Raw genomic sequence first — 24,241 nt, forward strand, 5'->3', positions numbered from 1 at the left:
TGATCAGGTGAAGCAGTTCGGGCCGAGCAGGGTCTTCAGCTCGCCGTAGAGGTCCGCGCTCACCGTCACCGGATACGGGATCTCGAAGATCCGGGCGGTGTCACCCTTCACCAGCTTCAGCCGCACCTCGTTGGCGCCCGCGTGCCGGATCAGCACGTCGTTGAGGGCGCTCACCACATCCGTGGTCGCCCGTTGCTCCGCCACCGAGATGACGAGCGGCCCGGAGCCGAGCCCCGGACCCAGGTCGGGCGTGAACATGCTGACCGCGTGCATGTTCATGCCGTCGTCACGCACGCTCACGCGGCCCTTGACCACCACGATGGTGTCGCTGACCAGGGCCGGCGCGAACTCCTGGTAGGTCTTGCCCATGAACATGGCGGTGATCTCACCGCCGAAGTCCTCGATGGTCACCATGCCGTACTGGTTGCCCGAGTTCTTCGCCGTGCGGTGCTGCACGCTGGTGAGGAGTCCCGCGATCGTGACGGTCTCGCCGTCGATGGAGGCGTCGGACTCGAGAATGTTCTCGATCGAGATGGTCGCGTGCTTCGCCAGCTGCAGCTCGAGTCCGGCCAGCGGGTGGTCGGAGACGTAGAGGCCGAGCATCTCGCGCTCGAAGGCCAGCTTGTCGCGCTTGTTCCACTCCGGCCGGTCGGGCACGCTCTGCGCCGCCTGCGGCTCGTCCCACAGGCTGTCGAAGTCGAAGCCGACCTGACCGTTCGCCTCGGCGCGCTTCTCGCTCACCGCGGCCTCGACCGCGTCCTCGTGGATCTCGAGCAGCGCCCGCCGGGTCGCGCCGAGCGAGTCGAACGCGCCGGCCTTGATCAGCGACTCCACCGTCCGCTTGTTGGCCACCGGCAGCGGCACCTTCTTCAGGAAGTCGTGGAACGACTCGAAGCGCCCCTTCGCCTCCCGTGCAGCCCGGATCGATTCGACGACGTTGAAGCCGACGTTCCGAACGGCGCCGAGGCCGAAGCGGATGTCCTCGCCGACGGCGGCGAAGAAGCCGATCGACTCGTTGACGTCAGGCGGAAGCACCTTGATGCCCATCCTGCGGCACTCGTTGAGGTACACCGCGAGCTTGTCGCGGGCGTCGCCGACGCTCGTCAGCAGCGCCGCCATGTATTCGGCCGGGTAGTGCGCCTTGAGGTACGCGGTCCAGTAGGACAGCACCCCGTATGCGGCGGAGTGCGCCTTGTTGAACGCGTAGTCGGAGAACGGCAGCAGGATGTCCCACAGCGTCTTGACGGCGGCGTCGGAGAACCCGTTCGCCTTCATGCCGCCTGAGAAGCCCTCGAACTGCTTGTCCAGCTCCGACTTCTTCTTCTTGCCCATCGCGCGGCGAAGGATGTCGGCTTGGCCGAGCGAGAAGCCTGCGACCTTCTGCGCGATCGCCATCACCTGCTCCTGGTAGATGATGAGGCCGTAGCTCGTCGAGAGGATCTCAGCCAGCGGCTCCTCGAGCTCGGGGTGGATCGGCGTGATCTCCTGCAGCCCGTTCTTGCGGAGGGCGTAATTGGTGTGCGAGTTCGCGCCCATCGGGCCGGGACGGTACAGCGCGATGACGGCGGAGATGTCCTCGAAGTTGTCGGGCTTCAGGAGGCGCAGCAGGCCGCGCATCGGCCCGCCGTCGAGCTGGAACACGCCGAGCGTGTCGCCGCGGGCGAGCAGGTCGTATGCCGGCTGGTCGTCGAGCTCGAGGTCCTCCAGCACCGGCCGGAATCCCCGGTTCGCCTGGATGTTGTCGAGGGCGTCGTCGATGATGGTCAGGTTCCGAAGACCCAGGAAGTCCATCTTGATCAGGCCGAGCGACTCGCACGCCGGGTAGTCGAACTGGGTGACGATCTGGCCGTCCTGCTCCCGCTTCATGATCGGGATGATGTCGATCAGCGGTTCGCTCGACATGATGACACCGGCGGCGTGCACACCCCACTGGCGCTTCAGGTTCTCGATGCCGAGCGCCGTCTCGAAGACCTGCTTGGCCTCGGCGTCGGTCTCGAGGATCGCGCGGATGTCCGCGGCCTCCTTGTAGCGCTCGTGGTTCCTGTCGAGGATCCCGGACAGCGGGATGTCCTTGCCCATCACCGCGGGCGGCATGGCCTTGGTGAGCTTCTCCCCCATGCCGAACGGGAAGCCGAGCACGCGGGAGGAGTCCTTCAGCGCCTGCTTCGCCTTGATGGTGCCGTAGGTGACGATCTGCGCGACCCGCTCGTCGCCGTACTTGTCGGTGACATAGCGGATGACCTCACCGCGCCGGCGCTCGTCGAAGTCCACATCGAAGTCTGGCATCGAGACGCGGTCCGGGTTGAGGAACCGTTCGAAGATGAGACCGTGCCGGAGCGGGTCGAGGTCGGTGATCCCCATCGCGTATGCCGCCATCGATCCGGCGCCCGATCCGCGCCCGGGACCGACGCGGATGCCGTTCCGCTTCGACCAGTTGATGAAGTCGGCGACCACGAGGAAGTAGCCGGGGAACCCCATCTGGGTGATGACGCCCTTCTCGTACTCCGCCTGAGCGCGCACCTCCGCGCTGATCCCGTTCGGGTAGCGGCGCTCCAGTCCGGCGTCGACCTCCTTGATGAACCAGGAGTCCTCGGTCTCCGCCGGCGGCACCGGGAACCGCGGCATGTAGTTGGCGCTCTCGTTGAACGCGACGTCGCACTTCTCGGCGATGAGCAGGGTGTTGTCGCACGCCTCGGGGTGGTCGCGGAACAGATGCCGCATCTCGGTCGCGGACTTGAGGTAGAACTCGTCCGCGTCGAACTTGAACCGGTTGGGGTCGTCGAGGGTGCTGCCGGACTGCACGCACAGCAGCGCCGCGTGGGACGCCGCGTCCGCTGCGTGCGTGTAGTGGAGGTCGTTCGTGGCGACCAGCGGCAGGTCGAGCTCCTTCGCGAGGCGGATGAGGTCGGCCATGATGCGGCGCTCGATGCCGAGCCCGTGGTCCATGATCTCGGCGAAGAAGTTCTCCTTGCCGAAGATGTCGCGGTAGTCGGCTGCGGCCTTCTTGGCCTCCTCGTACTGCCCGAGCCGCAGCCGGGTCTGCACCTCACCGCTGGGGCAGCCCGTTGTGGCGATGAGCCCCTTGCCGTACCTGCTGAGCAGCTCGCGATCCATGCGGGGCTTGAAGTAGTAGCCCTCGATCGATGCCAGCGACGACAGCCGGAACAGGTTGTGCATGCCTTCGGTGGTCGCCGCGAGGAGCGTCATGTGGGTGTAGGCGCCGGCGCCGGAGACGTCGTCCTCTCCCCCGTTCCCCCAGCGCACGCGCGTCTTGTCGCTGCGGTGCGTGCCCGGTGTCAGGTATGCCTCGGTGCCGATGATCGGCTTGATTCCGGCACCCTTCGCGGTCTTCCAGAAGTCGTATGCGCCGAACGTGTTGCCATGGTCGGTGACCGCGATGGCCGGCATCCCCTGCTCGACGGCGGCGGCGATCAGCGGCTTGACGCGCGCGGCACCGTCGAGCATCGAGTACTCGCTGTGCACATGCAGATGCACGAATGAGTCGTTCGATGCCACAGGTCCTCCGTCGCGCCGGACGGGCCCGCCACCGTCCGCGCGTCAATCGTAAGCCGTGCCGACGACGCGGACGCGATGACGAGCCGGGCGGCTCAATCCCCGCGGAGCCGATCGAGCGCCAGCTGCAGGTCGTCGGGATAGCGGGTCTCGAACTCGACGTGGGAGCCGGTCGCCGGATGCCGGAAGCCGAGCCGGACGGCGTGCAGCCACTGCCGCGTGAGGCCGAGCTTCGCGGCGACGGTGGGGTCCGCCCCGTACGTGAGGTCGCCGATACAGGGATGCCGCTGCGCGGCCATGTGCACGCGGATCTGATGGGTGCGGCCGGTCTCGAGATGAACCTCCAGCAGGGACGCTCCTGGGAACGCCTCGAGGGTCTCGTAGTGGGTCACCGAGGGCTTGCCGTCGGCGACGACTGCGAACTTCCAGTCGGCGCTCGGGTGGCGCCCGATGGGGGCGTCGATGGTGCCGGCGAGGGGGTCCGGGTGCCCCTGCACGACCGCGTGGTAGACCTTCTCCACCTCGCGGTCGTGGAACGCCCGCTTCAGCGACGAGTAGGCGCGCTCCGACTTCGCGACCACCATCAGGCCGCTGGTGCCGACGTCGAGGCGGTGCACGATGCCGGCGCGTTCTGCGGCGCCGGAGGTGCTGACGCGGAAGCCGGCCGCGGCGAGGGCGCCGAGCACGGTGGGGCCGTCCCACCCGACGGAGGGGTGAGCGGCCACGCCGATCGGCTTGTCGATCACGACGAGGTCGTCGTCATCGTGCACGATGGTGAGTTCCGGCACGGCGATCGGCACCACGGACGGCGCCTGCTTCGGCTCCCACGACACCTCGAGCCAGCCGCCCGGCAGCAGCCGGTCGGACTTGCCGAGCACCCGCCCGTCCAGCGCGACCCCGCCCGCCTCGGCGACCTCGGCGGCGAAGCTGCGTGAGAAGCCGAGGAGCTTCGCGAGGGCGCTGTCGACACGCTCGCCCGCGAGGCCGTCCGGGACCGGCAGGCTGCGGGTCTCGCTCATCGGCGCCCGCGGCTCATGCCGCCGGGCCCGGTTCGGCGGGACTCGACTCGGTTGGGCCGGACTGGGCCGGAGCCTTCCCATGCCGGCTGCCGTCCAGCCCGACACCGAGGAGTGTGAGCAGGATGAAGAGGCCCATGCTCGAGACCACGGCGATGTCGGCGACGTTGAAGATCGCCGGGAACGCGTAGAGCTGCAGGAAGTCGATCACGTGCCCGGTGCCGAAGCCCGGCTCCCGGAAGAGCCGGTCGGTGAGGTTCCCCACCGTGCCGCCGAGGAGCAGTCCGAACACCGTCGCCCAGGCGAGCGACCTGATCCGGCCGGCGAAGATCACGATGAAGACGGTGACGGCGGCCGCCACGATGGAGAAGATCCACGTGTAGCCGGCGCCGAGCGAGAATGCGGCGCCGGAGTTGCGGACGAAGCGGAACTGAAGCAGCTCCCCCAGCACCGGCACGGCCTCGCCGGGGGTCAGGGATTCGACGACGAAGTACTTGGACAGCTGGTCGAGCGCGTAGACCGCGAGAGCGACAGAGATCAGCAGAACGAGCACGGACACACGTGTCCGTGCTCGTTCTGCGGAAGACTCCGCTCGCGGCTCAGCTGCCTCCGCCAAAGCCCGCGTAGTTCGCCGGAGGGGTCGATCCGCCGAACACGCCGGCGCCGGCGGGAGCCGGGGTCGGTGAGGCGGCGTGCGTCGGGGCCGGGGCGGCCTTGTCGCCTGCCTGAGCCCCGTTCGAGCCGAGGTTCTGGCCCTTGGAGGTCTCGAGCTCGCGCAGCTGGCTCTCGATGTAGCCGCGCAGCTTCTGGCGGTACTCGCGCTCGAAGGTGCGCAGCTTGTCGATCTCACGCTCGAGGGTCGAGCGCTCCTGCTCAAGGGTGGTGAGCTGGGCCCGCTGCTTGGCTTCCGCCTCGGCGACGATGCGCGCGGCGGTGGCGTGGCCCTCGGCGATCAGCGCGTCGCGCTTCTCGACGCCCTCGCGGACGTGCTCCTCGTGGAGGCGGCGGGCCAGCTGCAGCAGGTTGTTGGTGCTGTTGGTGTCGAAGTCCCGGTCGGATGCGGGCGGCGCGTATGCGGCGGGCGCGGGAGCGGCGGCCGCAACGGCGGGAGCCGGGGCGGGGGCCGGCGCACTCTGCTGCGAGGAGGCGTTGCGCTGAAGCTCAGCGACGCGCGCCTCGCTCGCGGCGAGGCGCTGGCGCAGCTCCTCGTTCTCCGCGTTGATCCGTCGCAGCTCTACGACGACCTCGTCGAGGAAATCGTCGACCTCGTCCTGGTCGTATCCCTCGCGGAACTTCGTCGGCTGAAACCGCTTGTTGACCACATCTTCCGGCGTCAAAGCCATTACCACACCCCTACTTTCGGCCCACCGTGTGCGAACGAATAGCTAACCGTAGCAATCGCCCGAGCACGTGTCACTTCCCTGACGAGAGCCTAGCGTGCGACCGCGCCTCAACCGATCGAACGCACCACGGCCATGAGAATCAGCACCAGCAGGAGAACGATGCTCCAAGCGAAATCAAGGGCTGCGCCGCCGATGCGCAACGGCGGCACGACACGCCGGACGAGCCGGATCGGAGGGTCCGTGACGGTGTAGCTGGCCTCCGCCAGCACCAGCGCGAAACCCCTGGGACGCCAACGGCGCGCCAGAAGCCGCACCCAGTCGAGGATGAACCGCGCCCACATGGCGATGAGGAACACGGTGAGAACGAACAGAAGGACGTTCGAGATGAGCGTCAAGAGCACTCAGGCAGGCTACTACTGCCCGAAGAAAGATGCGTCCACGTCGGGCTCCAGCTCGGCGCTCTCGCCGCTCACGGCGACGTGTGCCGGCGACAGCAGGAAGACCTTGTTCGTGACCCGCTCGATCTTGCCGTAGAGCCCCTGGGACAGTCCGCTCGCGAAGTCGATCAGCCGACGCGCGTCGGGCTCGGTCATCTGCGACAGGTTGATGATGACCGGAACGCCCTCACGGAAGCTCTCGGCGATGACCTGCGCGTCTTTGTACTGGCGCGGGTGCACCGTCAGGATCTCGTTCATGTCGTTGACCGGAACCGCCTTCGTCGGGGCGGCGCGGCGCAACGGCGTCACCGGCGCGCGGTTGGCGGAGGGAACCGCGACCGGCTGCGCCGGCGCCGGAGGCGCGGCATGGGTCTCCGGAGCCTGGTCGTACTCCAGCTCCTCGTCGGCGAGGCCCAGGTAGACCATCGTCTTTCGCAGCGGGTTCGTCATCGTTCTCCTCCGGCCGTGCAGTTCGTCCTCTGCGAGATTAAGCCGGGTCGGGGCGGTTTCCCGTGATTGCGGTCCCGATACGGAGGTGTGTCGCGCCACTCTCAACAGCTTCCCAGAAATCTCCGGACATGCCCGCCGAGATGCGATCGGCTTCCGGCACGATCGCGCGCACCCGGTCGGAGGTCTCCCGCACCCGCGCGAACGCACGCCGGGGGTCCACGCCGAGCGGTGCCACCGCCATCACGCCGATCAGACGCAGCCCGTCGGCGCCGGCGACGAGCTCCGCCATTCGCGGCGCCTCGTCCGGGCGCACGCCGCCACGGTTCGGGTCGTCCGTGAGGTTCAGCTGGACGAAGCAGTCGACCACAGGGTGCTCGCCCGCGAGCGCGGCGATCAGGGACTCACGGTCGACGGAATGCACCACGCGCGCGTAGCCGAGCGCCTGGCGCGCCTTCTTGCTCTGCAGCTGACCGACGAAGTGCCACGTCAGGTCGAGACCCGAGCCCTCTGACGCCTTCTCCGCCGCCTCCTGGTGGCGGTTCTCGCCGAAGTCGCGCACTCCGAGCCCATGCAGCTCGCGGATCATCGACACGGGCTGGAACTTCGTGACGACGATCCGGGTGATGTCCGACAGGTCGCGCCCGGCCGCGCGCGCAGCCCCAGCGATGCGCTCGTCGACCTGGTGCAACCGGTCGGCGAGCTCGCTCATGAGCGGGCGCGCCGGCCGGTTCGAGTGGTCATCGTCCCTTCAGGAAGTCCGGGATGTCCAGCTCGTCGTCGTCCTCGTCGAAGTCGCGGTCGAGCGGCGCGGGGATCTCCGCTTCTTGCCAGACGGTGGCGCCGGCGAGGTCGGCGCTCTCTGGGATCGCGACGGATGCCGAACCGGCGGCGACCGACGCCAGCTGCTTCGGCTTGCTCTCGACGAAGTTCGAGCGGCGCTCCTTGACCTTCGGCGCCGGCTCGCCGCCGTCGAAGCCTGCCGCGATGACTGTGACGCGCACCTCGTCGCCGAGAGTGTCGTCGATGACCGCACCGAAGATGATGTTCGCCTCGGGGTGGACCGCTTCCTGAACGAGCCGCGCGGCGTCGTTGATCTCGAAGATGCCGAGGTTCGAGCCACCCTGGATCGACAGCAGCACACCATGGGCGCCATCGATGCTGGCCTCGAGCAACGGCGAGGCCACCGCGAGCTCCGCCGCCTTGATGGCACGGTCGGCGCCCCGCGAGGAGCCGATGCCCATCAGCGCGGAGCCTGCACCCTGCATGACGGACTTCACATCCGCGAAGTCGAGGTTGATGAGGCCAGGGGTGGTGATCAGGTCGGTGATGCCCTGCACACCGGCGAGCAGCACCTGGTCCGCGGTGGCGAACGCCTCGAGCATCGAGATGCCCCGGTCGCTGATCTCGAGCAGCCGGTCGTTCGGCACGACGATGAGGGTGTCGACCTCGTTCTTCAGCGCCGCGACCCCGGCCTCGGCCTGCGCCTGCCGGCGCCGCCCCTCGAAGCCGAACGGCTTGGTGACGACACCGATGGTGAGCGCGCCGATCGACTTCGCGATGCGTGCGACGACCGGGCCGCCGCCGGTTCCGGTGCCACCGCCCTCACCCGCCGTGACGAAGACCATGTCGGCGCCAGCAAGCGCCTCCTCGATCTCCTCCGCGTGGTCCTCGGCTGCGCGGCGACCGACCTCGGGATCGGCGCCCGCGCCGAGACCCCGGGTGAGCTCGCGCCCGACGTCGAGCTTGACGTCCGCGTCGCTCAACAGCAGCGCCTGTGCATCGGTGTTGATGGCGATGAATTCGACGCCGCGAAGGCCGAGCTCGATCATCCGGTTGACGGCATTGACGCCACCACCGCCGATGCCGACGACCTTGATGACGGCGAGATAGTTCTGGTTGGTTGTCACGTCGGCCTCCGCTGGATACTTTCAACCTCTACTTGAGGTGTAAAGTTATACTCAGTATGCAATGTGCTGAGTCCGAAGGTATGCATCGCTTCGGGCTGGTGCACTGAGGCGCGCCGCGTGTCGGAATGAACTCGGGGAAATCCCAAACTCACCGTTTCAGTCCCGGCGGAACACCCCGATGGACGGTGCCGACACGTCGTACTGTCCCGGTCCGCTGTTGCCCTGATCGGCGACCAGAGCGGCGAGCACCTGCGCCTTCAGCACCGACTGCTCGGCACTGCCCCACAGCACCCGCTGGTCGGATCCACTGAGCACCAGCGTGACGTCGTCCTTCGTGCGCGCCGTCACGGTGTCGACGCGGGCAGCCAGATCGTCCGGAAGCGCGAGCAGCACCTCCGCCGCCGACCGGAACGCCGTGCTCGGCACGCCCTCATCGCCGACGTCGATCACCGGTATGCCCTCCGGGCGCTCCTGCACGGTCTGCACCACGACCCCGGCCGGATCGGTGAGCTCGAAGCCCGAGTCCGAGGGGATGGCGCCGACCGGCGCACGCTCGGTGATCCGGACGACCAGGGTGTCAGGCGGCACCAGCTCGGTGATGAAGCTCCGGATGAGCGGGAACTCCGACAGACGCTCGCGGATCGCTCCCTCGTCCAGCAGCGCGAGCGGGGTGCCGAGCTGGCTCTCGAGCGCGCCGTGCACCTCTTCGGCGTTCACACGCTCGACGCCGCGGACCTGGATCTGCTGCAGCGCGAACAACGGCGAGAACACCGCGGCCGCCACGCCGCCGAACATGCCGACGACGAGCACGAGGCCGGCCATCACGGCGAGCCTGCGATTGCGCGAGCGGCGGGTGAAGCGCCGGATCTCGCCCTTCTCGAAGCGGCGCCGCTGCCGGGCGGCGCGTCGTGCCTGAGCCTGCGTGCTGAGCGCCCGGCGCGGGAACCGCCGCCGCTCCTCCGCGGCGTCGTCGGCCGGCCCGACCGCCGGACCGGACATCGGCGTGAGATCCGCTTTTCGCGGTCTCCGCGGCGCCGGCGGGTGCGGCTTCCGCCCGGAGGTCGTGCGGGTGACGGGCGCGCCGGCTTTCTCCTGCCGCTTCTTGGAGGAGGCCGCGCCGCTCGCGCCGGGGTCGGGCTTCTGGGTTCCCGTTGGATGGTGCGCGGACTGCCTGCCCTTCGGCCGGCCGGCCGGCTGCTCGGTTCCGGCCGGTTTCCGCGGCGTGGCGCCCGGCACCGCCTGCCCGGCCTTCCCGCTGCTGCGGTTCGGATCGCGCGTCGTCCGCGACGGAGCCGGCCGCGACGTGCGGGCGGGCGCGTCGAAGCCCTCCGGCCGCTTCACGGCGCGGCCCTGACGAGCGCGGGCGATCGGGTGTCCACCGAAGCATGATGACACCGCACCTTCCGGCCCCCGGCGCGGCGCACCGGCAACCAGCCGACACGGAGCAACGTTCGGCCACGGTTGCGGCTCGCGACCGGCCGGGAGGGTCAGGAGGCGGTGGACTCGAGGGTGTCGAGCAGCTGCGGCACGATCTTGTAGACGTCGCCGCAGCTGAGCGTCATCACCAGGTCGCCCTCCCTGGCCACCCGCGCGACCTCCTGCGCCGCCTCGTTCCAGTCCGGGCGGTAGGCCACGCGCGACGGGTCGCTGAACTGCTCCGCCACGAGCGCGCCCGTGACGCCAGGCACGGGGTCCTCGCGCGCGCCGTCGACGTCGAGCACGACGGTGTAGTCGGCGAGCGACTCGTAGACCTTCGCGAACTCGCCCGACATCAGCTTGGTGCGGCTGTACAGGTGCGGCTGGTGCACCGCGATGATCCTGCCGGAACCCACCACCGTGCGGGCCGCGGAGACGGCGGCCGCGGCTTCGGTCGGGTTGTGCGCGTAGTCGTCGTAGACGCGCACGCCGCGCGCCACACCCTTCAGCTCGAATCGGCGCTTGGTGCCGCCGAAGTCGCCGAGCGCATCGAGCACCGCCTGCGGCTCGTGCCCGAGACCGACGAGCACGGTGACGGCGCCCGCGGCGTTCACCGCGTTGTGGAGGCCGGGCACCGTGAGCGCCCCGGCGTAGTCGCTGCCCTGCCAGGTGATGGCGAAGTTGACCGGCCCGTCGGTCTCGACCGAGTGCAGGCGGACGTCGGCGTCTGCCGCCTCGCCGAAGGTCAGGATGCGCGGTGCCGCGGGCGCCTCGCGGAGCGCCTGGGTGACGCGCTTCGCACCCGGGTCGTCGGCGGAGATCGCGACGAAGTCGCGCGCCCGCTCGGCGAAGGTGACGAAGGCGCGCTCGAACGCATCCTGACTGCCGTACTGGTCGAGGTGGTCGGCGTCGACGTTGGTGATGAGCGCGATGGACGTGTCGTAGAGCAGGAAGGACCCGTCCGACTCGTCGGCCTCGATCACGAACAGGTCGTCGGAGCCGGCCGAGGAGCTCACGCCGAGCGAGCTGATAACGCCGCCGTTGACGAAGTTCGGGTCGGCGCCGAGGCCGCGCAGGGCGGTCACGATCATGCCGGTGGAGGTGGTCTTGCCGTGGGCACCGGCGACCGAGATCAGCGGCCGCCCGCGCACGAGCCAGGCGAGCGCCTGGGAGCGGTGGAGCACGGTCAGGCCATGGTCGATGGCGAACGTGTATTCGGGGTTGTCGGCCCACAGCGCCGTGGTGAAGATGACGGTGTCGGCGTCGCCGACGTTGGCGGCGTCGTGGCCGACGGTAATGGTCGCGCCGCGCTCGCGCAGTCGGTCGAGGTAAGGGTTCTCGCTCTTGTCCGAGCCGCTCACCTCGATCCCCGCGTCGAGGAACATGTGTGCGATGGCGCTCATGCCGGATCCGCCGATGCCGATGAAATGCGCCGCCCGGATCGTCTCCGGCAGCACGAGCGAGAGGTCGGGCGTGATCATTCGAGCAATCCTAGTTCGGCCGGGCCGGGCGATCCTGGAGGGCCTCGGCGATGAGCTCGACGACCCGCGCGGCTCCGTCGCGGACGCCGATCCCACGCGCCCGCTCTGCCATCCGGGCGACCGCCTCAGCGTCGCCGAGGAGCGGCACGAGGGAGCGGTCGACCCACTCCGGGGTGAAGGCCGCGTCGTCGACGAGCACTGCCGCGCCGGCGGCGACCGCGCCCTGCGCGTTGAAACGCTGCTCCCCGTTGCCGACCGGGTACGGGATGTAGACCGCCGGGACGCCCACCGCGCCGAGTTCGCTCACGGTCGTCGCTCCGGCCCGGGAGACGGCGAAGTCCGCCGCGCCGATCGCGACCTCCATGCGGTCGCAGTAGTTCAGCTGCACGTACCCGGGAACGGCGGGATTGCGAACCTCGGACCGCTCCCCCACGATGTGCAGCACCTGCCAGCCCGTGGCGAGCAGGCGCTCCAGCGAGTCGACGACCGTGGCATTGATCCGCCGGGCTCCCGTCGAACCGCCGGTGACCAACAGGGTGCGCTTCGCGGGCTGGAGGCCGAACAGGCCGGCGGCCAGCGTCCGCGCCTCCGCCCGGTCGACGGTCGCGACCTCGCGGCGCAGCGGCATCCCGACGACGCGGGCGTGCTTCAGCGGGGTGCCGTCGAAGGTCACGCCGACGAATCGGGTGAACCAGGAACCCAGACGGTTGGCGAACCCGGGTTTCGCGTTCTGCTCGTGCACCACGATGGGGATCCCCTCACGGCGCGCCGCGACGTAGGCGGGCGCCGCGGCGTACCCGCCGAAGCCGACGACGACGTCGATGCCGCGCTCCCGGATCGTCCGCCGCACCGACTTCACCGCTCCGGCGAAGGTTCCGGGGAACTTCAGCGCGGCAGCGTTCGGCCGCCGCGGGAACGGCACCTTCGGGATGGGGACGAGCTCGTAGCCCCGCTCCGGGACGAGCCGGGCCTCCAGCCCCTCCCGGGTGCCGAGCACCAGCACGGTGTCGTCCGGCTGCTGTTCGCGAAGCCGGTCGGCGACGGCGAGCAGGGGGTTCACATGGCCGGCGGTCCCTCCGCCGGCGAGGAGATAGCCCGTCACACTGGTTCCTTGGTCCTCGCGAAGGAGAGCACGATCCCGATGGCGAGGAGCGTCGAGATGAGCGCGGACCCGCCGGCGGAGATGAGCGGCAGCGGCACGCCGAGCACCGGCAGCAGGCCGAGCACCACACCGATGTTCACGAACGCCTGCCCGACCACCCAGACCATCACGGCGCTCGCGGCGATCCTGGCGAACGGGTCGCGCGCGGAGCGGATGATCCGCACGAACGCCACCGCGAGCACGACGAACAGCAGCAGCACGACAAGCGCGCCGAGCATGCCGAGCTCCTCGCCGATGATGGCGAAGATGAAGTCGTTGTGCGCCGCAGGCAGCCACGACCACTTGGCCTTCGAGTTGCCGAGCCCGACGCCGAAGAAGCCGCCCGCCGCCAGCGCGAAGAGACCGTGCTGCGGCTGCCAGCAGAGGCTGGAGTAGTCGTCAGCGCTGCAGCCGTGGACCCACAGCAGGATGCGCTCCATGCGGGAACTGCTGACCATCGACGCCATGGCGCCGAGGGCGGCCATGATCATCACCGCGACGGTCAGGTAGCGCAGCTTCACGCCGGCGAAGAACAGCGCGCCGAGCACGATCGCCAGCAGCACGATCGTCGTGCCGAGGTCGTTTCCGACCAGCACGAGGCCGATCGCCACGGCCGCGACCGGGCCGACCTGGACCAGCAGCGGCTTCCAGCTGGTCAGCGACTCGCGCCGCTTGACGAGGATCATCGCGAGCCAGAGCGCGAGACCGAGCTTCACGAACTCGGACGGCTGCACGGTGACCGGGCCGATCGCGATCCAGTTCCGGTTGTAGTCGCCGACCCCTGCGACCACGACGAACAGCTGCAGCAGCACCCCCAGCGCGAGAGCTGCCCACGCCCATTTCTTCCAGAATGCGGCCGGCATCCGGGAGGCGATCAGCATGATGGGGATGCCGATGGCGGCGAAGAGGCCCTGCCGGGAGAACGAGCTGAAGAAGTTGCCGAGCCCGCGATCCGCGCCGGCGTCGCGGAAGTCCTCGATCGCCGAGGAGGACAGCACCATGACGAGGCCGAAGATGACGAGGAACACCGTCGTGCTGAGCAGCAGCACGTAGTTGGAGGTGTCCGGCGAGAACAGCCGCCGCACGCGGACGACGGCGACCGGCGCGCTCACGTCCTCGAGGACAGGCGTGCCACCGGCGGCCTGCGCGCTGCGGTCAGGCGCCGGGCGGCCGGCCGCCGGACGATTGGCCGCCGGTCGACGGACGGGTCGGGTCGTCGTCGTCATCCGGTCCTTCCAGGTGCAGCCGCACTGCTTCGGCGAAGCGGTTGCCGCGATCGGCGTAGTCGGTGAACTGGTCCATTGACGCGGCCGCCGGGGCCAGCAGCACCACGTCGCCCGGCTTGGCGACGGCGGCGGAGAGCCGCACGGCCTCGCGCATCACGTCCCCAGTCTCCGCCTGGCTCACTTCGAAGAGCGGGAGTGCGGGCGCGTGTCGCGCGAACGCCTCCAGCACGGCGGTGCGGTCGGCGCCGATGAGGACCGCTGCGGTGAGCCGCGCCGCGTGGGTCTTCACGAGCGGCCCGATCTCCACGCCCTTCAGCAGCCCGCCGACGATCCACACCACGTTCGGGAAGGCGCGCAGGGAGGCGTCGGCCGCGTGCGGATTGGTGGCCTTCGAGTCGTCGATCCAGCGGACGCCGTCGGTCTCCGCCACCTGCTGGGTGCGGTGCGCGTCGACCCTGAACCCCTCGAGCGCCCGCCGGATGTCGGCCGGCTCGACTCCGATCGATCGCGTGAGCGCCGCCGCGGCGAGCACGTTCGCCACGAAGTGCGGGGCGGCGAGGCCGGACGCCGCGAGTGCCTGCACCGTGGTGAGCTCGAGCGCGGAGTTGCGCCGGTCCTCGAGGAAGGCGCGGTCGCAGAGGATGCCCTCGACGATGCCGAAGTCACTCGGTCCGGGCACGCCGAGGGTGAAGCCGATGGCGCGGGCCCCTTCCACCACGTCGGCTTCCTCCACCAGGATCCTCGTGGCGTCGTCGTCGCGGTTGTAGACGCAGGCGACCTTCGTGTTGTCGTAGACCTTGCCTTTCGCCGCCCGGTACGCCTCCGCGCCGCCGTGCCAGTCGAGGTGGTCGTCGGCGATGTTGAGGCACACGCTCGCGTGCGGGACCAGCTGACCGCCAGGGTTCCGGTTGACCCAGTGCAGCTGGAAGCTGGACAGCTCGACGACGAGCACGTCGAAGCCGGCGGGGTCGCGGATCGCGTCCAGCACCGGGATGCCGATGTTGCCGCAGGGCGCAACGCGACGGCCGGAGGCGAGGATCATCGTCGCCGCCAGCTGGGTGGTGGTGGTCTTGCCGTTGGTGCCCGTGACGAGGATCCACTCGGCGGGCTGACCGACCTTGTCGCGCAGCCGCCAGGCCAGCTCGATGTCGCCCCAGATGGCGACGTCGTTGCGCTCCGCCCAGCGGAGGAACGGATGGCCGGGCCGGAAGCCGGGCGAGACGATCACCAGCTCGGGATCGAACTGCTCAGCCTCGGGAACCGTCGCCGTCGCGACGCCGATCACCTCGAGCAGCGTGGCGGTCCGCTCGTCCACCTGGTCGGCGACCACCAGCACTCGGGCGCCGAGCTCGGCGAGGGTGTCGGCTGCGGCGAACCCGGTGACGCCCGCGCCGAGCACGACCACGCGGAGACTCGACCAGTCGGCGTGCCAGCTGGTCAGGTTCTCCGGACGGCGCCCGTGCTCGTGCCGGCCGCTCAGCTCGACAGCCATTCGAGATAGAACAGGCCGACACCCGTGGCGACGAAGAGGCCCGCGATCAGCCAGAACCGCACGACGATCGTGACCTCCGCCCATCCCTTCATCTCGAAGTGATGGTGCAGTGGGCTGGCGCGCAGGATCCGTTTGCCCTTGGTGGCCTTGAAGTATGCCCGCTGCAGGATCACGGAGGCGGGCCCCAGGATGAAGAGGCCGCCGATGAGGAGCAGGAGCAGCTCCGTGCGGGTGAGCACTGCGAGCGCCGCGAGGGCGCCGCCGAGCGCGAAGGAGCCGGTGTCGCCCATCATGATCTGCGCCGGCGAGGTGTTCCACCACAGGAACCCGATGAGGGCCCCGACGATGGCGGCCGCGATGGTGGCGAGGTCGAGGGGGTCGGAGACCGTGTAGCAGCGCTCGGCGATCACATTGTCGCGGACGCTGAGGCACGACTGGTTGAACTGCCAGAACCCGATGATGATGTACGACCCGATAGAGAAGATCGAGGCGCCGGCCGCGAGTCCGTCGAGCCCGTCCGTCAGGTTCACGGCGTTGGTGGTGCTGACCGTGATCAGCGAGATCCAGAGCAGCAGCGCGATGGTTCCGGCGGTCACGCCGAAGATGCTGATCAGGCTCGGCGTGACGTCTCGGATGAACGAGATCGATGTCGACGCCGGCGCGAGCCCGTTCCCGTCGTTGCCGAAGATGGCGATCCAGCCGAAGAGCGCGGAGACGATCACCGTGAAGATGATCTTGTACCAGCCGGCGAGACCGAGGCTGTTCTGCTTGCGGACCTTCAGGAAGTCGTCGACGAAGCCGACCGCCCCGAGCCCCACCATCATGAGGATGACCAGCCCGGCGGAGAGGGTGAACTCGGGCGTGCTGATGCTCCGCCCGACGAGCGCCGCCGTCAGCTTGCCGACCACGTAGCCGAGGATCGCCCCGGTGATGAACACGATGCCGCCCATGGAGGGCGTGCCGCGCTTCACGACGTGGTCCCACGGGGTGTCGGCGCGCACGAACTGACCCAGCCGCAAACGCCGGAACAGCCGCGCGAACAACGGCGTGAGCAGCAGCGTGAAGAGGGCCGCGAACGCTGCAGCGACGAGGAGGGCGATCACGAAGTGGCGCCTCCGATCCGGTCCCCGAGGAAGCGCAGGCCCGCCGACTTGGAGGACTTCACGAGCACGACGTCGCCTGCCCGCAGTTCCTCACGCAGCACATCGTAGGCCGCGTCGGTGTCCGCGACCTGGACCGATTCGCCGTTCCACGAGCCCTCAAGGCCCGCTCCCAGGTGGATGGCACGGGCGGCCTCACCGACCACGATGAGCCGGTCGATGTTGAGTCGCACGGCGAGCCGGCCGATCCGGTCGTGCTCTTCGCGGGCGTATTCGCCGAGCTCCGCCATCTCCCCGAGCACGGCGACGGTGCGCTCCCCCGGCCGGCGGATCTGCGCGAGCGTCTTCAGCGCCGCCGCCATGGAGTCGGGGCTTGCGTTGTAGGCGTCGTTGATCACGGTGATCCCGCCGCCCGGCTGCAGCACCTCCATGCGCCAGCGCTCCGCGCGGGCCACCTCCTGAAGGGCGGCGACGGCGCGCTGCAGCGGCACGCCGAGGGTGGTCGCGGCGCTGAGCGCGGCGAGTGCGTTCATCACGTGGTGCTCGCCGAGGATCTTCAGACGCACCTCGGCGCGTTCGGCGCCGGCCACCACGGTGAACGTGGTGCCCTCGGCGCTCGCCTGCACGTTCTCCGCACGGACGTCCGCGGATTCGCCGAGCCCGAACCAGCGCACCTTCGCCCGCGTGAGCTCCGCCATCGCGGCGACCCGACTGTCGTCGGCGTTGAGGATGGCGACGTCAGCGGGGCCGAGGTCGGTGACGAGCTCAGACTTCGCCCGCTGCGTCGCCTCCACCCCGCCGAACTCGCCGGCGTGCGCCAGGCCGACCTTCAGCACGATGGCGACATCCGGCCGGACGATGCGGACGAGCCGGGCGATGTCGCCGACCTTGCTGGCGCCCATCTCGACGATCAGGTGTCTGGTGTCCGCCTCGACCCGGAGCATCGACACCGGAGCGCCGACGTGGTTGTTGAAGGACTCCCGCGGGGCCACGGTGGGACCCTCCGCCGACAGGATGGCGCCGAGGAGGTTCTTCGTGGTGGTCTTGCCGTTGGATCCGGTGATGCCGACGACCTTCAGCCGGCCCGCGTCGCGCACCCTGGCGACGACAGCGGAGGCGAGTCTCGCGAGGGCCTCGACGCCGTCCGTCACGACGAGCACCGGAGCGGCGAGGTCGAGCTCCTGCTCGGCAACCACGACCGCCGCGCCGTTCTCGACGGCGGACGTGGCGAACAGGGCGCCGTCGGTGTGCTCACCGGGAAGCGCGAAGAAGATCGAGCCCGGCTCGACGAGCCGCGAGTCGGTCTGCACCGATCCGGCGACCTCGGTCGTGCCCGAGATCCCCGCCGGGAGGAGAAGCCGGCCTTCGGTGATGCGGGCCAGCTCCTCGAGCTGCAGCGGGATCACCAGCCGGCCTCGCGCAACGCCTCGCGGGCGAGATCACGCGCCGAGTACGGCGTGCGTACCCCCTCGATGTCGCGGTAGTCCTGATGTCCCGGACCCGCCCACAGGATCGAGTCGCCCTCGCCCGCCAGCGACACCGCGAAGCGGATCGCCGCCTCGGGCGGGCTCACCTCGTGGGTCTCGGGCTCGTGCTCGGCAAGCCGGGCCCCGTCCAGCAGAGTCTTGCGGATCGAGGCGGGGTCCTCGAACCGGGGGTGGTGGTCGGTGATGATCAGCACGTCGGACCCTTCGGCCGCGACTCGGCCCATGTCGTGCCGCTTCGTCGCATCTCGGTCGCCGTCGGCGCCGAACAGCATGATGACCTTGCCGGGCGTGAACCGGCGGACCGCGGCGAGCGTGTTCAGGAACGCGTCTGGGCTGTGCCCGAAATCGACGTAGACGGCGGGGCCGCGGTCGCCGGAGACCCGCTCGGTACGGCCGGGGAGGTAGGCGACGATGCCGCCGTCGTCGTCGAGCGCCTGTCCGATGGCGGACAGGTCGAAGCCCGCCTCGACCAGCATGACGATCGCCAGCCCCGCATTCGCCGCCATGTGCCAGCCGATGAGCGGCACTCGGGTCGTGATGGAGCGGCCCTCCGGGCCGGTGAGCCGGAACTCCGTGTGGGTCGCCTGCTCGTCCAGCACCTCGACCCGCCAGTCGGCCTCGACCTCGGGACGCGACGAGATGGTCGTGAACGGGATGCGCACCTCGTCGGCGAACCGCTGGCCCCACGGCTCCGAGTCGAGGCACACCACGCCGCGGCGGGCGCGATCCGGGTCGAAGAGCGGCAGCTTCGACCAGAAGTACTCCTCCATGTCGGCGTAGTCGTCGAGGTGGTCGTGACTGAGGTTGGTGAAACCGACGACGTCGAAGACGATGCCGTCGACCCGGTGCCGGCTGAGCGCCTGGGCGCTCACCTCGAGGGCGACCGCCCGCACGCCGCTCTCCCGCATCCGGGCGAGGAGCCCATGGATCTCGCTCGCCTCCGGCGTGGTGAGCCGGCTGACGACCTTGAGGTCGCCGATGTGCCGCTCCGCCGTGGTGCTGAGGCCGGTGACGAGGCCCAGCTGCCGCAGAATGCCGGCGAGCAGGTAGGAGGTGGACGTCTTCCCGTTCGTGCCGGTGACGCCGAAAATCTTCGCCGGGTCCTCCTGCTCTTCCTGCGTTCGGTACACCCAGCAGGAGATCGCGCCGAGCGCTTCGCGCGGTGAGTCGACGACGATGATGGGAAGCGCGGAGTCCTTCGCGAGCTCCGCGCCCGCGGGATCCGTGAGCAGCGCGACGGCGCCGCGCTCCTTCGCACGATCGACGAACTCGGCGCCGTGCCGGCGGGCCCCGGCCACGGCGACGTACAGGTCGCCCGGCTCCACCTCTTCGGAGTTGATCGAGATCCCGGTCAGGTCGACACCGCCCAGGGTGCCGAGATACTCGAGCCCGAATTCGGAGACGAGTTCGGCGAGTGGCCTTGCTGAAGGATGTTCGGGACGGAGAACCGGAGGGATCCGGTCGGTCACAATGTCCTCATTCTCTCCTGGCTCGCCTCACCAGGTCAGGGGAATCTGTGGCGCCGGCTCCGTGGAGGGTGTCACACGGAACGTCGTGAGCGTCTGGCTCATGATCTTGCTGAAGGTCGGGGCTGCCGCCGCCGAAGTCTTAATCGTATCCGGCAGACCGAGGGTCACGATAACCGCGTACTGCGGATCCTCGGCCGGTGCGACGCCCGCGACGGACACGATCCGGTCGCTGCCGTAGCCGATTCCCGGCTGCGCGACCTCGGCCGTTCCGGTCTTCGCGGCGATGCGGTAGCCGGGGATCTGCACCGTCTGCGAGAGTCCGCCCTGAGTGACCGTGTTCTCGAGGATCTGCACGATGCTGTCCGCTGCGTACTCCGAGACGACGCGGACCGGCTCGACCGGCTCCGCCTTCTGGACGGTGCCGTCTGGCAGCTCGCATCCCTCGATCAGGGTCAGCGGCATCCGCACCCCGCCATTGCCGAGCGTCTGGTAGATCCCGGCGACCTGCGCCGTCGTGGCAGAGACACCTTGGCCGAACATGATGTTGTACCGGTCGGAGCCCTGCCAGTCGCTCACCGGGCGGGAGATGCCGGCCGACTCGCCGGCGAACCCGACCGCCGTTCGGGAACCGACCCCGAATCGCTCCATGTACTCATAGCGCGCCTCCTGCGACAGCCGGTCGACCAGCGCGGCGACACCGGTGTTCGACGAGTTCACGAGCGTGCCCGCCAGGGTGTAGTTGAGGTCCGGGTGGTCCCACGCGTCGCTGATCACCTCGCCCGTGGGCAGCTCGAAGCGTCCCTTCGCGACGATCTGGGTATCGGGCGCGGCCACACCGGCGTCGAGCAGCATCGCCATGCTCATCGCCTTGAAGGTGGAGCCCGGCTCGTACGGGGTGGTGAACGCCCGGGCGCCGAGCGCGTCGCGCGGGGCACTGCTGACGTCGTTCGGGTCGACGGTCGGCCAGTCGGCTGCCGCCATGATGTGCCCGTCCTTCACTCGCACCACCCACGCGGTGGCCCAGTCGGACTTCGTGGCGATCGCCTGCTCGGCGAGGGCCTGCTGGACGAACCACTGCAGATCGCTGTCGATCGTGAGTCGCACGGTGCCGCCGTCGATGGGCTCCTCGAGCGTCACGGTGCTATTCGGCAGGCGCACCCCGTCGGCGCTCCGCTCGTAGATCGAGGTGCCGTTGGTGCTGGCGAGGCACTCGTCCTCCATCAGCTCGGTGCCTGCCTGGGCGCCGTCGGTGCCGACGAATCCGACGAGGTTCCCCGCGATCGCTCCGTTCGGATAGAGCCGGGTCGGCCGCGGCTCGAAGGCGAGGCCTGCGATGTTCAGGTTGCGCACCGCGCGGAAGGTCTCGGTGTCGATCCCCTTCACGAGGTACGCGAAGTTCGACTCCGGGTCGTCCGTGAGGATCTTCAGCAGGTCGTCCGGATCCTGACCGGTCAGCTCGGCGATGTCGGCCAGGTTGTTCGTGAGCCGCTCCGTCACGCCGCGCTTCAGCAGGATGTTCGGGGCGACCTTGATGTCGTAGCGATTGACGCTGTAGGCCAGCACGGTCCCGTCGCTGTCGACGATGCTGCCCCGTGTGCCGTAGGTGATCTCGTTGATGCTCCGCTTCCCGGCGGCGTCGGCGTTCAGGGTGGAGGCCTGCACCACCTGGATGTCGACGAGCCGCACCGAGAACACGGCGACGATCGCGAACAGCGCCAGCAGCGTGACGGTGAGACGACGTTGTGCACGGCGCCGTTCGTTCACGCGAGTCCTTCCAGCCGGCGCGATCCCAGGGCCGGGATCAGCGGGTGACGGGCGAGGGCAGCCCCTCTTCGCTCGAGGCTAGGCCGCCGTCCGCGGACTGTCCGTCCGCCGCGCCCGGGACGGCAGGATCGTCAGCCGCCGCCTTCTTGCCGTCCTCAGCCACGGCCGCTGCGACGGGGAGGTCCTCGACCAGCACGTTGGATACCAGGTCGGAGTTCGTGACGGCGGCGTTGTCGGCGCTCGCCGGAACCGGGCTGCCCAGCACGGCACCGTCGGACAGGCGCAGGAACACCCGGTTCGGGTCGTTCACCATGCCGAGGGCCGCGGCGTTCGCCACCAGATTCTGGGTCGAGCTCAGCCGCTGCTGCGCCTCGGTGAGCTGCTGCACGTCGCGACCGAGTTCTTTGTTGGCGCTCTGCAGCGCCTGGATCTCATAGGCGCCCTCCGACACCACCATGCTGAGCAGCAGCTGCGCCAGCAGGATGCCGAAGATGCCGGCCACCGCCACGATGGCGTAGCGGATCCGCGGCCGGGCGGCGCGCTTCTCGCGCGGCGCCGCCTCGACCGGCGCGGGCCGGACGGGGGTCGGGCTTGGGCGTGCGGGCTGCTCGGGGGCGCGCTGCGGGGTCAGGGGCAGCGTGTCGACGGCAGGCGCGAGGACCGGTGCAGCGCTCATGCCGCTCTCCTCAGTCTCTGCGCGGCGCGCAAGCGGACGGACGCCGCTCTCGGGTTGCGCTCGCGCTCCTCCTCGCTCGCGAGCTCGGCGCCGCGGACGAGGAGTCGGTATTCGGGTCGATGCTCCGGAAGCTCCACCGGCAGGCCGCGCGGGGCGGTCGAGGCGGAGCGGGCCGCCAGCTCACGCTTGACGATGCGGTCCTCGAGGGAGTGGTATGCCAGCACGACGATTCGGCCGTCGAGCTCGAGTGCGTCGAGGGCTGCGGGAATGGCACGCTCCAGCACCGAGAGCTCGGCGTTCACTTCGATGCGCAGCGCCTGGAACACCCGCTTCGCGGGGTGGCCGGACCGGCGGGCGGCTGCCGGCGTCGCGGCGGCGATCAGCTCCACCAGCTCGCCGGAGCGGGTGAGCGGATGCTCCTGCCTGCGCTGGACGATCTTGCGGGCGAACCGGGGTGCCAGTTTCTCCTCGCCGTACTCGTAGAAGATCCGGCGCAGCTCGGCCTCGCTGTAGTCCGCGAGCACGCGCTCCGCGGTGAGCGGCGAGGTGCCGTCCATCCGCATGTCGAGCGGGGCGTCCTGCGAGTACGAGAACCCGCGCTCCACTCGGTCGAGCTGCAGGGACGAGACGCCGAGGTCGAAGAGGATCCCGGCGGCACCGGCGATGCCGAGCCGCTCGAGCACCTCGGGCAGCTCGTCGTAGACGGCGCCGACCAGGTGGACGCGGCCGGCGAACTCCTCGAGGCGCTTGCCTGCGAGCTCCAGGGCCTGCGGGTCGCGGTCGAGACCGACCAGTGTGAGGTCCGGGAAGCGACGCAGGAACGCCTCGGCGTGACCGGCGAGGCCCAGGGTGGCGTCGACCAGCACGGCGCCCTGCCGTTCGAGGGCGGGGGCGAGCAGCTCGATCGAGCGCTCCAGCAGCACCGGGATGTGGATGTCGTTCTGCATGAGGTGCCAGGCGCCCGACCCCTGCCTGCTGATCCCCATCCGGATCTGACCTGCCGCAGGGGAAGTTGCGTCAGGGCGGAATCGGCTGGGAGTCAGCGGTCAGGCGTCAGAAGATTCCCGGGATCACCTCCTCCTCGGTGTTCGCGAACGCCTCTTCCTTCTCGGCGTAGTAGGCGTTCCACGCCTCGGTGGACCAGATCTCGGCGCGGTTGCCCGCCCCGATCACGGTGAGCTCACGGTCGAGCCCCGCGTACTCGCGGAGCATCGGCGGAATGGTGACTCGGCGCTGCTTGTCCGGCACCTCGTCGCTCGCCCCAGAGAGGAACAGGCGCAGGTAGTCGCGGCCGGCCTTGTTGGTGAGCGGCGCGTTCCGGAGGTGCTCCAGCTGCTGCTGGAACGTGGCCGAGCTGAAGACGTAGACGCAGCGTTCCTGCCCGCGGGTCAGGACGACCCCTGAGGAGAGCTCGTCCCAGAACTTCGCCGGCAAGATGATCCGCCCCTTCTCGTCGAGTTTGGGCGCGTAAGTACCGAGGAACACGTCGTGTCTCCCTCACTTCCCGGCCCGGGTGGTGGGTTATGCCTCCACTTTACTCCACTCAGCACCACTTTCCACCCCTGAAGCCTGGAAATCGGCCCCACATCCCCCCAACTGGGGCCACAGCCCCTCCCCCGCCACTTGCCCGGACGGAAGCCGACCCAGGCCGGACCATCGGCCCCGGGTGGGCGGTACGGGAGTTCCGGAGCTGTCAGGGCACTAAAAAGGGCCGACCCGGTCGGGTCAGCCCTGGAAACGGCGCGGCGGCGGAGCGAGGTGGAGGATCAGCGCTGCAGGTGGAGGCCGGTGGAGGAGCGGCGACCACCTCGCGCCCATCGCGGGCGCGCGAATTGCGGCAAGTCGCTGGATGGATCGCAGAGAAGCGGCGGATCGCCGCAACTCGGGTGCTTGCGCCCGGATCAGCGGCCCCGGATCAGCGGTCGTGGCCGTCCTGGCGGCGGTCCCACCGCTCGCCGAGGGAGTCCATGAACCCGCCGGAATTGCGGCGGGTGCCCTTGGTGGGCCGGGCGGGGCCTCTGGCCTGGGCCTTGCCGCCCGAGCGTCGGGGCGTGATCGCGACGAGGACGCCGGCGAACATGATGGCGAAGCCCAGCACACCGACGAGCGGCTGCTGCACGATGACACCCGTCACCAGCGTGGCGATCCCGAGGACTGCCACCAGGATGCCGACGACCAGCGAGGTGTAGTTCGGTCGCGCACCGGAGCGAGCGCCCATCGTCGCGACGAAGTCGGCATCGTTGTGGTAGAGGCTGCGCTCCATCTCGTCGAGGAGGCGCTGCTCCTGTTCGGACAACGGCATTTCGTTCCCTCTTTCACCCTT

General features: G+C 69.6%; 22 protein-coding genes. 1 reads left to right on the forward strand and 21 read right to left on the reverse strand.

Annotation, left to right across the window (positions count from 1 at the left end):
* Nucleotides 1-3: 3 nt before the first annotated feature.
* The 9 genes from dnaE to ACFFGH_RS27495 all read right to left on the reverse strand — a co-directional run bounded on the left by dnaE (nucleotide 4) and on the right by ACFFGH_RS27495 (nucleotide 9,665).
* Complete coding sequence (gene dnaE, locus ACFFGH_RS27455) at nucleotides 4-3,516, reverse strand: DNA polymerase III subunit alpha (RefSeq protein WP_386674471.1); 3,513 nt, start codon at nucleotides 3,514-3,516, stop codon at nucleotides 4-6.
* 92 nt (nucleotides 3,517-3,608) lie between these two features.
* Complete coding sequence (locus ACFFGH_RS27460; RefSeq protein WP_386674473.1) at nucleotides 3,609-4,532, reverse strand: RluA family pseudouridine synthase; 924 nt, start codon at nucleotides 4,530-4,532, stop codon at nucleotides 3,609-3,611.
* A 13-nt stretch (nucleotides 4,533-4,545) separates the two neighbouring features.
* A complete protein-coding gene (lspA, locus tag ACFFGH_RS27465; RefSeq protein ID WP_386674475.1) occupies nucleotides 4,546-5,088 on the reverse strand; it encodes a signal peptidase II in 543 nt (180 codons plus the stop codon).
* A 40-nt stretch (nucleotides 5,089-5,128) separates the two neighbouring features.
* The gene (locus tag ACFFGH_RS27470) at nucleotides 5,129-5,872 is read right to left on the reverse strand and encodes a DivIVA domain-containing protein (protein ID WP_386674478.1); all 744 of its coding nucleotides are present in this window, start codon (nucleotides 5,870-5,872) and stop codon (nucleotides 5,129-5,131) included.
* A gap of 107 nt (nucleotides 5,873-5,979) precedes the next feature.
* Nucleotides 5,980-6,273 carry a YggT family protein gene (locus tag ACFFGH_RS27475; protein ID WP_386674481.1) on the reverse strand — a complete coding sequence of 98 codons (294 nt, stop codon included), beginning with the start codon at nucleotides 6,271-6,273 and terminating at the stop codon, nucleotides 5,980-5,982.
* A gap of 12 nt (nucleotides 6,274-6,285) precedes the next feature.
* Entirely contained in the window at nucleotides 6,286-6,759 is a 474-nt protein-coding gene (locus tag ACFFGH_RS27480; RefSeq protein ID WP_386674483.1) for a cell division protein SepF, read from the reverse strand.
* Between the two features lie 37 nt (nucleotides 6,760-6,796).
* A complete protein-coding gene (locus tag ACFFGH_RS27485) occupies nucleotides 6,797-7,468 on the reverse strand; it encodes a YggS family pyridoxal phosphate-dependent enzyme (RefSeq protein WP_386674486.1) in 672 nt (223 codons plus the stop codon).
* A 28-nt stretch (nucleotides 7,469-7,496) separates the two neighbouring features.
* Entirely contained in the window at nucleotides 7,497-8,666 is a 1,170-nt protein-coding gene (gene ftsZ / locus ACFFGH_RS27490; protein WP_386674489.1) for a cell division protein FtsZ, read from the reverse strand.
* 156 nt (nucleotides 8,667-8,822) lie between these two features.
* Entirely contained in the window at nucleotides 8,823-9,665 is an 843-nt protein-coding gene (locus ACFFGH_RS27495; protein ID WP_386674492.1) for an FtsQ-type POTRA domain-containing protein, read from the reverse strand.
* Between the two features lie 70 nt (nucleotides 9,666-9,735).
* Here ACFFGH_RS27495 and ACFFGH_RS27500 point away from each other — a divergent pair, with 70 nt between their 5' ends.
* Entirely contained in the window at nucleotides 9,736-10,020 is a 285-nt protein-coding gene (locus ACFFGH_RS27500) for a hypothetical protein (protein ID WP_386674495.1), read from the forward strand.
* Nucleotides 10,021-10,153: 133 nt separating this feature from the next.
* Here the strand turns inward: ACFFGH_RS27500 and murC are convergent, their stop codons facing one another.
* The 12 genes from murC to ACFFGH_RS27560 form a co-directional block, all read right to left on the reverse strand.
* Nucleotides 10,154-11,563, reverse strand: a complete 1,410-nt coding sequence (murC, locus tag ACFFGH_RS27505; RefSeq protein WP_386674498.1) for a UDP-N-acetylmuramate--L-alanine ligase — start codon at nucleotides 11,561-11,563, stop codon at nucleotides 10,154-10,156.
* 10 nt (nucleotides 11,564-11,573) lie between these two features.
* A complete protein-coding gene (locus ACFFGH_RS27510) occupies nucleotides 11,574-12,665 on the reverse strand; it encodes a UDP-N-acetylglucosamine--N-acetylmuramyl-(pentapeptide) pyrophosphoryl-undecaprenol N-acetylglucosamine transferase (protein ID WP_386674501.1) in 1,092 nt (363 codons plus the stop codon).
* Entirely contained in the window at nucleotides 12,662-13,930 is a 1,269-nt protein-coding gene (ftsW, locus tag ACFFGH_RS27515; RefSeq protein WP_386674503.1) for a putative lipid II flippase FtsW, read from the reverse strand. Before ftsW ends, ACFFGH_RS27510 begins: the two co-directional genes overlap by 4 nt.
* Entirely contained in the window at nucleotides 13,860-15,422 is a 1,563-nt protein-coding gene (gene murD, locus ACFFGH_RS27520) for a UDP-N-acetylmuramoyl-L-alanine--D-glutamate ligase (RefSeq protein ID WP_386674506.1), read from the reverse strand. Before murD ends, ftsW begins: the two co-directional genes overlap by 71 nt.
* A complete protein-coding gene (gene mraY / locus ACFFGH_RS27525) occupies nucleotides 15,407-16,525 on the reverse strand; it encodes a phospho-N-acetylmuramoyl-pentapeptide-transferase (RefSeq protein WP_386674509.1) in 1,119 nt (372 codons plus the stop codon). The genes murD and mraY overlap by 16 nt, the downstream gene beginning before the upstream one ends.
* Entirely contained in the window at nucleotides 16,522-17,928 is a 1,407-nt protein-coding gene (locus tag ACFFGH_RS27530; RefSeq protein WP_386674511.1) for a UDP-N-acetylmuramoyl-tripeptide--D-alanyl-D-alanine ligase, read from the reverse strand. The genes mraY and ACFFGH_RS27530 overlap by 4 nt, the downstream gene beginning before the upstream one ends.
* Nucleotides 17,925-19,478 carry a Mur ligase family protein gene (locus tag ACFFGH_RS27535; RefSeq protein WP_386674515.1) on the reverse strand — a complete coding sequence of 518 codons (1,554 nt, stop codon included), beginning with the start codon at nucleotides 19,476-19,478 and terminating at the stop codon, nucleotides 17,925-17,927. Before ACFFGH_RS27535 ends, ACFFGH_RS27530 begins: the two co-directional genes overlap by 4 nt.
* 27 nt (nucleotides 19,479-19,505) lie before the next feature.
* Nucleotides 19,506-21,242 (reverse strand): peptidoglycan D,D-transpeptidase FtsI family protein, encoded by a 1,737-nt coding sequence (locus tag ACFFGH_RS27540; RefSeq protein ID WP_386674518.1) that lies wholly within the window; start codon nucleotides 21,240-21,242, stop codon nucleotides 19,506-19,508.
* Between the two features lie 37 nt (nucleotides 21,243-21,279).
* On the reverse strand, nucleotides 21,280-21,918 hold the full coding sequence (gene ftsL / locus ACFFGH_RS27545) for a cell division protein FtsL (protein WP_386674520.1): 639 nt from the start codon (nucleotides 21,916-21,918) through the stop codon (nucleotides 21,280-21,282).
* Nucleotides 21,915-22,904 (reverse strand): 16S rRNA (cytosine(1402)-N(4))-methyltransferase RsmH, encoded by a 990-nt coding sequence (gene rsmH, locus ACFFGH_RS27550; protein ID WP_386674523.1) that lies wholly within the window; start codon nucleotides 22,902-22,904, stop codon nucleotides 21,915-21,917. Before rsmH ends, ftsL begins: the two co-directional genes overlap by 4 nt.
* A gap of 67 nt (nucleotides 22,905-22,971) precedes the next feature.
* Complete coding sequence (gene mraZ, locus ACFFGH_RS27555) at nucleotides 22,972-23,403, reverse strand: division/cell wall cluster transcriptional repressor MraZ (RefSeq protein WP_386674525.1); 432 nt, start codon at nucleotides 23,401-23,403, stop codon at nucleotides 22,972-22,974.
* Nucleotides 23,404-23,833: 430 nt separating this feature from the next.
* Nucleotides 23,834-24,220 carry an SCO2097 family morphological protein gene (locus ACFFGH_RS27560; protein ID WP_386674527.1) on the reverse strand — a complete coding sequence of 129 codons (387 nt, stop codon included), beginning with the start codon at nucleotides 24,218-24,220 and terminating at the stop codon, nucleotides 23,834-23,836.
* Nucleotides 24,221-24,241 lie beyond the last annotated feature (21 nt).

This window comes from Lysobacter korlensis (genome assembly GCF_042434515.1).